This window comes from Candidatus Glassbacteria bacterium, assembly GCA_019456185.1.
Taxonomy (GTDB): domain Bacteria; phylum Gemmatimonadota; class Glassbacteria; order GWA2-58-10; family GWA2-58-10; genus JAJRTS01.
In genome coordinates, this window is record VRUH01000039.1 from 1 (window position 1) to 9,981 (window position 9,981).

A 9,981-nucleotide genomic window follows, 5' to 3' on the forward strand; every position below is an offset into this window, starting at 1 on the left:
CTTGCGGGCCACGCTCTGCAGGTAGCGGTGGTCGTCGGCGTTCTCGAAGCCGGTCTGGAGCATATTGTGGTCGATATAGCTCACGCTGACCTCGGTCTTGACCCGCGGAATCTGCATGGCCTCGAACTGCAGGTAGGCCATTGTCCCGGTGGCGTCCTGGGTCAGGGTCTGGTCGACCCGGATCGCGATCTCCTGTCCAGGGGACAGTTTGCCGCTGACCAGGTGCGAGTTCAGAATCTTGTGTACGATATTCATCCCCATCTTGCACTCCCGCTATTTTGAAGTTGTCAGCCTGCTCATGCCGGATCGATTTGGCGCAATGTAAACTTACCGGCCGCCGGGCTTATCTCACGTGCGGCTGATCAATCTAGCGTAAATAATATAAATGTGGAACGAGGAAAATGCAAAGGAGGGAGGGGGCGTGTGAGAGTTGAAAGATACCAGAAACAGGGCAATTACCAAAATCAAAGGATTAGATCAAAACACCCAATTTTCATTAGCCATGAATTGCTCGAGGTCAATCCAAGGAATCATAAAATGGTTACACACATTAGGAATTTGTGCAGCATTAGGTTTATGAAATTCACGAGTCACTACACAACCGTCTATTTGTTTTGCTTTGGCAATAACGAAAGGATCGGCGACAGGTTTGCCCTTTAATCGCTCTTGATTCCTGATCATGGATTGAAAATGCGGGATACTAAATATTTGGGTGACAAACTCCAACTCAACTGCAGTGGGAGTATGAAAGATGTGCTTATTGTCCTTAGCCCATTTAGATAGACGGTCACCGCGATCTTGAATCTCGTTGAGTACTTCATCAACGGAAACAACATGCCCAGAATCCACTAGTGATTCGAATTTTTCCCAAAGAGATGGAAAACGATCAGGATAATAATGATTAAATAAATCTATTAGAGGACCAGTGTCGAGGACATATATCATTCAGTCACGCCTTGTTAAGCAGCAATTGTTCCATGCCGGCTACATTTTTTACTTTTACTCCAAGATATTCAGATAATTGTTCAATTGATATTCTGTTATGATAATAACGACTAAAAGCAGTCCCTAAATATTTTTCGCCTAAATATGCACTTTTGGTCTTATAGTAATCTCCACCATCTCTCTTTTTTTCTTTGAGGGATTTTCTCCATTCTTCAACTTTGTCCTGATAATATCTTTGGTCAACTAGATTAAGGTCAAATGCTTTTCTAAGAATGACTTCTCTGCTTACATTGTAGTGATCTGCTATAAATTGAATTGAATTGTCATCTATTTGACGGCCACGAACGATCTGCCGAAAGTCTTCTGAGGGCACAAGAAATTCACCAGCAAAACGGTTGCATAGAATTTCAATAAGCCGATTTTCCCCAACTAAAAAATCGATATATTTTTCAATTCGGGTATCAATTCCTCCTGTGCGAAAAAGGAGATGTGCCAATTCATGAAATAAAGTAAATATTTGACGATTTTTAGCTTTGCTGTTGTTAACGTAAATTATGGGAAATTGGTCGTCATACAAACAAAATCCTGAGAAATCTTTTAGCTGAAAAGCATCTTTGAATATAAAAACTCCATTGTCCTCCAAAATATCACGCCAAGCCTTTAAGGCGATCTCACTATCTTTCCACTTGGTTTGTTCTTGTATGTCAACTTGTAAATATTTGCGAATAGCTATTGCCATTTTGTCGGCTTCAACATTAGGATCAAAAGATAAATCTTTGACAACATTTTTTTTGGCAGGATTAGCATTGTCATATAGTTCACTCAAATTTAATTGCATTGCTCTTGCATTTCTTATCAAAAGCCTCATTCTAGATGGGAGGTTGTTGATTTCATAATCAGGCAAAGTTCGAAATGCCTGCTTTGGAGTTTCTTCTACGGGTGGATTGGGGAAAAAGAATAAGGCAAGCGGACGCTTGTAAATTTTGTAAGCCAGTTTTTTTAGTTGAGCATAGGTTGGATAATCAGTACCAGCCTCCCAAGCGTTAACGGTTTCGCTAGTGACACTCTTAAGTTTCATGCTTTCAACAACATCTTTTATACTAAGGCCCGCAGTTTCACGTGCCCATGTTAGCAAAGCCGGATTTACTGGAATTGGTTTAACCATATTAAATCTATCCTAATAGCCAACTGAATTGTGCAGTACGCTGATCGCGGGTATTTACTGGGACAATAAACTGAGTTTGATCAACTGTTCTGCCTTCTTTAAGCAATTATAATACCTTCCCTCGAATAATCAATCAAGCATTTAAGTAAAAAACTCCTGCGTAGTCTTCAGGTGCTCTGGCTTATGGTGTTTGATCATATGGGTAGTGCGCAAAATGCAGGTACGCTTTTTGCTCAACTGGTACGGGCAGGAAAAAAAGAACTCGTTACCGGGGGAGTGTCAATTCGATGAAGAGGCCGGGCCGTAAGGCTGTCAGCCGGATTCTGCTGGCCGTGCTGGGGGTAGTGATTGTGGCAACTTTTTCCTGCCACGACACCGCCCTGGCCCAGGGAGCAGGTACGCCGGGCGGGACAATTTTTCCTAACGTCTCGATCGGTCTGGGAGCCAGCCAGGAGCCCGAGGATTTCGCGATCACGCTCCAGCTGCTGTTCCTGATGACCATCCTCACCCTGGCGCCCTCGATCCTGATCATGATGACCTGTTTCACGCGGATCGTGGTCGTCTTCCATTTCCTGCGCCAGGCGATAGGCACCCAGGGGATGCCGGCCAACCAGTTGTTGGTCGGCCTGGCGCTGTTCCTGACCTTCTACATCATGAGCCCCGTATGGATACAGATCAACGACAACGCGCTGCAGCCCTACCTTCGCCGCGATATCACCCAGCAGGAAGCTTTCGGCCTGGCGATAGAGCCGCTGCGTACGTTCATGTTCAGCCAGGTGCGGGAGAAAGACCTCTCGCTGTTCGTGTTCATGTCCGACATGGACAAGCCGACCACCGCAGCTGAGGTCCCGACCCTTGTGCTGATCCCGGCGTTTATCATCAGTGAGCTGCGGGTGGCGTTCCAGATCGGGTTTCTGATCTATCTGCCGTTCATCATGATCGACATGATCGTCTCCAGCGTACTGCTGTCGATGGGCATGATGATGCTGCCGCCGATTATCATTTCGCTGCCCTTCAAGGTGCTGCTGTTGGTGATGGTGGACGGCTGGTACCTGCTGGTCAGTTCGTTGATGCGAAGTTTCAGTTAAGCATAAGGAGCAAACAATGAGTCAGCAGTTCGTAATTAATCTGGGCCGCGAGGTGTTCCTGACCGCGGTGATGGTGGCCAGCCCGATGCTGATCGCGGGCCTGATCGTGGGAGTGAGCATCAGCGTGATGCAGACCGCCACCTCGATCCAGGAGCAGACCCTGACTTTCATCCCGAAAATCCTCGCGGTCGTGGTCAGCCTGATCCTGTTCATGCCCTGGATGATGAATACGCTGCTGGATTTCTCGGTGGAGCTGTTTACCAACATCCCTGAATATATCAAATAGGGACCAGCCCGGGCGGCTCAGTTGAACCGTCAGAGGACGCCACGGTAACAATGCCGCCGGTAACCGACATAGCGCTGCGCCAGGTGGAAATCTACTCGCTGATCTTTTTCCGGATCAGCGGGATAATTTTCACCATGCCGTTTTTCGGCAGCGAGAACGTGCCGCGCCTGGTGAGGATCGGGCTGGCGCTGGTGATTACGCTGGTGCTGGTGCCCACGCTGAATATTTCGGGTATCCCGCTGCCGGACAACCTCTGGACCTACAGCGCGGTGGTCTTCAAGGAACTGTTTGTCGGGATGGCGATCGGGTTCGTCTCGATGATCGTGTTTCACGGTATCCAGTACTCCGGCGACCTGGTGGGCTTCCAGATGGGCCTGAGGCTGGCCAACGTGATCGATCCGATGAGCGAGGAGCAGATCAGCATTATCGGCACCACTCAGAACCTGCTGGCCGTGCTGCTGTATCTCAGCCTGTTCTGGGACCATTTCCTGTTCAAGGCGATGGCCGCCAGTTTCGCCGTGATCCCGATCGCCGGGGTGCATCTGGAGGGCCCGATGGCCATCGAGTTTATCCGAATATCAGCCGAGGTGTTCGTTATCGCGCTCAAGATGGGTGCGCCGCTGCTGGCCGCGCTGTTCCTGGCCGACGTGGCGCTGGGATTTATCGCGCGCACGGCGCCGCAGATCAACGTGTTCATTATCGGTTTTCCCGTGAAGGTGGGGATGGGGATCCTGCTGCTGGGGATCAGCCTCCCGTTCTTCGTCTACGTGCTCACCAAGCTGGTGCACGGGATGGAAAACAACATCATGATCCTGCTGCGCTACCTGTAGGCGGCGCGCAAGGGGAATAAGTGGCTGAGGAGAAAAGTCAGGAAGAACGAACAGAGAAACCCACTCAAAAGCGTCTGGAAGACGCTCGCGAAGAGGGCAATCTGCCCCGGTCAGTGGAACTGAGCAGCATGATGATTCTGCTGACCGGAGTGGCGGGACTCTATTTCTTGGCCGGCGGGATGTGGCGCGAGATGAGCGAGGTCAGCTACTACATCTTCAACCACGCCGTGGACCTCGAAATCACCACGGACAATTTCAAGCCCTACGCCGAAGCGGCGGTGTGGTTCATGGTCATGCTGACCGCTCCGCTGTTCATGCTGCTGATGGTGATCGGCGTGCTGACCGGGATCTCCCAGAGCGGACCAAACCTGAGCTGGAAGGCCCTGCAGCCCAAAGCCAGCAAGATGAATCCGCTCAAAGGGCTCAAGCGCACTTTCGCCAGCTCGCGCGCCCTGGTGGAGTTGGTCAAGAGTATCCTGAAAGTGGCGATGGTGGCCGCGTTGAGCTGGTGGACCATTTCCGCCATGTTCGGCGACTATATCCTGCTGCTCGACCAGGAAGTCGGCCAGTTCTTCAGCTACCTGATGCAGCAGATGTTCGGGCTCAGTATCCGGATCGCACTGCTGCTGCTCGTGCTGGCGGTGCTGGACTATATCTGGCAGCGCTACAAACATTTCAAGGACCTGCGGATGAGCCGCCAGGAAGTGAAAGAGGAGCGCAAGCAGCAGGAAGGTGACCCGATAGTCAAGAGCAGGATTCGCTCGATCCAAATGGAGGCCGCGCGCAGGAGGATGATGGCCGATGTCAAGGAGGCCGACGTGGTGGTGACCAACCCGATCCACCTGGCCGTGGCGCTTAAATACGATCCGGAAGGCATGAACGCCCCGGTGGTGCTGGCCAAGGGTGCGCGCAAGGTGGCCGAGAAGATCAAGGAAATCGCCAGGGAACTCGATATTCCGATAATCGAAAACAAACCGCTGGCCCAGTTGCTCTTCAAGCTCTGCAAGGTAGGCGCCGAGGTGCCCTCGCAGCTCTACAAGGCGGTTGCTGAGGTGCTGGCGTATATCTACCGCCTCAAGAGAAACAAACGTCCCAGAAACCTTTGAGCACTGGAGATCCCCGGTTCGGCGCGGCTGAGCCGGTGACGGAGAATTCGGGAAGATGAGAATCAGCAAGTACAGCGACGTGATGCTGGCCCTGGGCGTGGTGGGGATCCTGGTGGTGATGATTATCCCCTTGCCGCCGGTGTTCATGGATATGATGCTGACCCTGGATATCAGCCTGGGCCTGCTGATCCTGATTGTGGTGCTCTTTACCACCGAGCCGCTGGAGCTCTCGGTGTTCCCTGGCCTGCTGCTGATGGCTACGCTGTTCCGGCTCTCGCTCAATGTCGCCAGTACCCGGCTGATCCTCAGCGAGGGCTACGCGGGCCGCTTGATCGAGGCGTTCGGCACGTTCGTGGTCGGCGGCAACTACGTGGTGGGGATTATCATTTTCTCCATCCTCGTGATCATCAACTTCGTCGTGCTCACCAAGGGCGCGGGCCGGATCGCCGAGGTGGCCGCCCGCTTTACCCTGGACAAGATGCCGGGTAAGCAGATGGCTATCGACGCCGATCTGAACAACGGCCTGATCGACGAGCGCGAGGCGCGGGCCCGCCGCGAAAAGATCGACCAGGAAGCGGAGTTTTACGGCGCGATGGACGGTGCGGCCAAGTTCGTGCGCGGTGATGCGATCGCCGCGATCCTGATCACGTTCATCAATATTATCGGCGGCTTCATTATCGGTGTGGCCCAGATGGGCATGACATTTCCCGAGGCGATCAAGACCTACACCCTCTTGACGGTCGGTGACGGTCTGGTGAGCCAGATCCCCGCCCTGGTGGTCAGCACCGCGACCGGTGTGATTATTACCCGTGCCAGCAGCAAGAGCAGCCTCGGAGTCGATATCCAGAACCAGTTGATGGCCCGGCCGCGTGCGCTGTTCCTCACCGCCGCCGTGCTGATGTTTTTCGGTCTCGTTCCCGGTCTGCCGACCATGCCGTTCGTGGTCCTGGCAATCCTGTTGAGTCTGATGGGGCTGGGCGCACGCCGTCAGCTGGCGGCCGCCGAGAAGGCCGAGCGGGAGGAACTGGAGGAGCGCGAGGAAGCCCCGGCGGATGTCAACGCCCAGATCGAGGAGTTCCTGCAGGTCGACCCGCTGGAGCTTGAGATCGGCTACGGGCTGATCCCGCTGGTCGATATCGACCAGGGAGGCGATCTGCTGGGCCGGATCACCGAAATCCGCAAGCAGTGCGCCCTCGAGGTGGGCATCATTGTACCGCCGATCCGTATTCGGGACAATATCCAGTTGACGAACAACGAGTACGTAATCAAGATTCGCGGAATCGAGGTGGCCCGCGGGGAGATCAATGTCAACCAGTACATGGCTCTCGACCCCGGGACTGTCACCGAAAAAGTTGAGGGCCAGCACACCACCGAGCAGGTGTTCGGCCTGGAAGCGATCTGGATCGGCGAGGACAAGCGCGAGGAAGCGGAGAGCAAGGGCTACACTGTCGTGGAGGCTCCGGCTGTGCTGGCGACCCACCTGATGGAGACGCTGAAGCGTTACGCTCACGAAATTCTGAGCCGCCAGGACACCCAGACCCTGCTTGACAATGTCAAGAAAGAGAACGCTACTCTGGTCGACGAGCTGGTGCCGAACTCGATGAACGTCGGTAATGTCCAGAAAGTTCTCCAGAACCTGCTGCGCGAACGCGTGCCGGTCCGCGACCTGGTAACCATCCTCGAATCGCTCAGCGACTACGCGTCCCAGACCAAGGATCTCGGCGTGCTTACCGAATTCGTGCGCCAGAGCCTGAGCCGGACAATCTACAATCTATATAAGGACGATGAGGGAGGGGTCAGCGCTATCACTCTGGCGCCCGAGGTGGAACGCACTATCGCCGAGGTCATCCAGAGCACCGTGAACCAGGGAAGCTCGCTGGCCCTGCCGCCGAGGTTTATCGAACAGATTACCTCTTCACTTAACGAACAGGTCGAACGAATGAATTCCGAGGGTCTGCAGCCCCTGCTGATCTGCTCGCCGTCGATCCGCCAGTATTTCAAGCGTCTGGTGGAACCGGTGTTCACTCACCTGGTGGTGATCAGCTACGCCGAGCTTCCACAGACGGCTGAGATCTCCTCATTTGGAACCGTCCAGACCGAAAGGGAAGGTGCGTTGACATGAAAGTGAAAAAGTACACCGCCCCCTCGATGCGGGAAGCCCTGGAAAAGATGAAGCGCGACTTGGGCACGGGTGCGGTAATTCTGGGCAGCCGCAAGATCAGCCGCGGCGGCCTGCTCGACTTCATCGGCAAGGAAATGTTCGAGGTCACAGCCACGACCGAGGACAACGTCCTGGTTGCTTCGCCTTCGGCGGCAAAGCCCGGTAACGGGGCCGAGGTGAATGCGGCCGGCGGCAGAGTGTCCTTCACCGTGGGAGATAACGGCGCTGTGGCCACCGGTGCCAAGGGAAGCTTTGGCCAGCTCCTGGCTCGCCAGGTCCCGCCTCTGCCGGTGGCAAGCGCCTCTCCGGGCAACGGGATCGGCAGGCGCACGCCGATAGACTCGGCGAATGTCCGCATGCTCCAGCAGGAACTCAAGGACCTCCGCTCCGCGGTGGGCGAGATGGCCGAGCACATGAAGTACCAGCGGATGCCCTCGCTGCCCCCGGTGCTGCGCGAGGTCTACAAGAAGCTGGTCAATATCGAGCTGGAGGAGCGCACCGCCGGCGACCTGATCCAGAAACTCTACGCCCGCTTCAGCGAAAAACAGTACAACGAGATCGAGCTGGTGGAAAAATACCTGATAGAGGAAATCACCAGGATGATCCCGGTCTCCCGCCCCGCCAAACCCTCGGGCAAGGACCCGCTGATCATCCTGTTCGCCGGACCCTCGGGCGTGGGTAAAACGACCTGTCTGGCCAAGCTGGCTACCAACAAGCGCTTCTACGGCGGGCACAAAGTGGTGATGGTGACCGCCGACACCTACCGGGTGGCCGCCACCCAGCAGTTGGGTACGTTCAGCGAAATCGCGGATATCCCGCTGGAGATCGCCCACTCGCCGCGCGATATTACCCGGGCGGTCAAGCGCCATCAGGACAAGGAAGTGATTCTGATCGACACTTCCGGCGGCAGCCAGTTCAACGACAAGATGCTGAGCGAGCTGAAGGATTTCGTCACCGCGGCCGGCCCAGATGAGGTCCACCTCGTCCTGAGCGTGGACACCAAGCCGCGCGACCTGCAGCACGCCATCCGCCGGTTCCGCACCGGCAAGAGCATGAGGCTGCTGCTGACCAAGTTCGACGAGACCCTGACGTTCGGCTCGATCGTGGGTGTCGCCCGCGATGCCGGGATTCCAATCAGCTATCTCACTTTCGGCCAGGAAGTGCCGGAGGATATCGAGCCGGCCGACGCGGCCAAGATCGCGAAACTGGTGGTGGGCAACGTATTTTAGAGAAAGTTGGGGCCAGCTAAGTGGATTCGCAAGGCAACATCCTGAAACTGTCGTTCCTGATGAGCTATCTGGCCTTGCTGATCTGCATGGTCAGCGGGATTCCGTTCATGACCTGCGTGTTCAGGTCGATTATCCTGATGACTCTCTTCGCGCTGGCAGGCTACGCGTTCCGCTGGTTTCTGCTGAGCGTGGTGAGCAGTGTCCAGCCCGATGAGCCGGTCGGCGGAACAAGGCGCGACGACGAAGAATACGCCGAGTTCGATATGAGCGAAGGCGAAACCGGCGGCTTACCGGTGGAGACGGCCGACCTGCCGGCTGAAAACGTTGAACAGGCTGGTGAGTGACGGTAACTTAAATAGAGAAAGGGCAGACGCTGCAGAACTTCCAGTCAAATACGATTCTGCGCAAGGCAATGAATAAAGCCGCGGCTCGAGAAAACAAACGTGTCGACCCCGACACCAGCAAGGCGGAGAAACGCGCGCTCAAGAACGAGCTGATCGAAAAACTGGTGGCCGAGTTCCAGAAGAACGGCGATCTGAAGGTCAGGGACGAGATCGTGGTGATGAACCTCTCGCTGATCAACTATATCGCCGAAAGGATGGCGATCTCGCTGCCTCAGTCAGTTGAATCCGACGATCTCAAGAGCCTGGGCATCCTGGGCCTGATCGATGCGATCGGCAATTTCAAGCCCGAGAAGCAGGTCAGGTTCACCAGCTACGCGGCCCTGAGGATCAAGGGTTCGATTATCGACGGGCTGCGCAGCCTGGACTGGGTACCGCGCAGCGTGCGCAAGAAAGCGCGCGACCTGGAAAAGAATCTCCAGGAACTCGAGATCGCTCTCGGGCGCCCCGCCACCGAGAAGGAAGTCAGCGAGAAAATGGGCATGAGCCTCCCCGAGTACCAGGAACTGCTCGAGGAAGTCAGCCCGATAATTTTTCTCTCGCTCAACGACACTGTCTACGACGACAACGACCAGTCGGTGAAGCTGGGCGATGTGATCGAGGACAACGAGAACTACGGCCCGCACTCGATGCTCGAGCGCAACGAGATGAAAAACCTGCTGGTGGGCGGGATCAACAGCCTGCCCGAGCGGGAGAAACTGGTCGTGGCGCTCTACTACTACGAGGGCCTGACACTCAAGGAAATCGGCGAAGTGATGCAGATTTCAGAG

At 55.1% G+C, this 9,981-nt stretch carries 10 protein-coding genes and 1 pseudogene (1 of these 11 only partly in view); 8 read left to right on the forward strand and 3 right to left on the reverse strand.

The annotated features are described in order from the left end of the window. The 3 genes from FVQ81_12925 to FVQ81_12935 form a co-directional block, all read right to left on the reverse strand. Positions 1-255 (reverse strand): aconitate hydratase (locus tag FVQ81_12925; protein MBW7997451.1); only part of this gene is annotated, 255 nt, incomplete at its 3' end. A gap of 222 nt (positions 256-477) precedes the next feature. Next, a complete protein-coding gene (locus FVQ81_12930; protein ID MBW7997452.1) occupies positions 478-945 on the reverse strand; it encodes a DUF4411 family protein in 468 nt (155 codons plus the stop codon). A 4-nt stretch (positions 946-949) separates the two neighbouring features. Beyond that, on the reverse strand, positions 950-2,110 hold the full coding sequence (locus tag FVQ81_12935; protein ID MBW7997453.1) for an ImmA/IrrE family metallo-endopeptidase: 1,161 nt from the start codon (positions 2,108-2,110) through the stop codon (positions 950-952). A gap of 287 nt (positions 2,111-2,397) precedes the next feature. On the opposite strand from FVQ81_12935, the gene fliP reads away from it, so the two are divergent. From fliP to FVQ81_12975, 8 genes and pseudogenes are all read left to right on the forward strand, one after another. Beyond that, positions 2,398-3,198 carry a flagellar type III secretion system pore protein FliP gene (gene fliP, locus FVQ81_12940; GenBank protein ID MBW7997454.1) on the forward strand — a complete coding sequence of 267 codons (801 nt, stop codon included), beginning with the start codon at positions 2,398-2,400 and terminating at the stop codon, positions 3,196-3,198. A gap of 16 nt (positions 3,199-3,214) precedes the next feature. Further along, the gene (gene fliQ / locus FVQ81_12945) at positions 3,215-3,484 is read left to right on the forward strand and encodes a flagellar biosynthesis protein FliQ (GenBank protein MBW7997455.1); all 270 of its coding nucleotides are present in this window, start codon (positions 3,215-3,217) and stop codon (positions 3,482-3,484) included. Between the two features lie 50 nt (positions 3,485-3,534). Further along, entirely contained in the window at positions 3,535-4,314 is a 780-nt protein-coding gene (gene fliR / locus FVQ81_12950; GenBank protein ID MBW7997456.1) for a flagellar type III secretion system protein FliR, read from the forward strand. Between the two features lie 20 nt (positions 4,315-4,334). Then, the gene (gene flhB / locus FVQ81_12955; protein MBW7997457.1) at positions 4,335-5,420 is read left to right on the forward strand and encodes a flagellar biosynthesis protein FlhB; all 1,086 of its coding nucleotides are present in this window, start codon (positions 4,335-4,337) and stop codon (positions 5,418-5,420) included. 55 nt (positions 5,421-5,475) lie between these two features. Further along, positions 5,476-7,542, forward strand: coding sequence for a flagellar biosynthesis protein FlhA (gene flhA / locus FVQ81_12960; GenBank protein MBW7997458.1), 2,067 nt, complete (start codon positions 5,476-5,478; stop codon positions 7,540-7,542). Next, on the forward strand, positions 7,539-8,810 hold the full coding sequence (gene flhF, locus FVQ81_12965; protein MBW7997459.1) for a flagellar biosynthesis protein FlhF: 1,272 nt from the start codon (positions 7,539-7,541) through the stop codon (positions 8,808-8,810). Before flhA ends, flhF begins: the two co-directional genes overlap by 4 nt. A gap of 20 nt (positions 8,811-8,830) precedes the next feature. Beyond that, positions 8,831-9,154, forward strand: coding sequence for a hypothetical protein (locus FVQ81_12970; protein ID MBW7997460.1), 324 nt, complete (start codon positions 8,831-8,833; stop codon positions 9,152-9,154). 68 nt (positions 9,155-9,222) lie between these two features. Next, positions 9,223-9,981: pseudogene (locus FVQ81_12975) on the forward strand (FliA/WhiG family RNA polymerase sigma factor) (it continues 42 nt past the right edge of the window).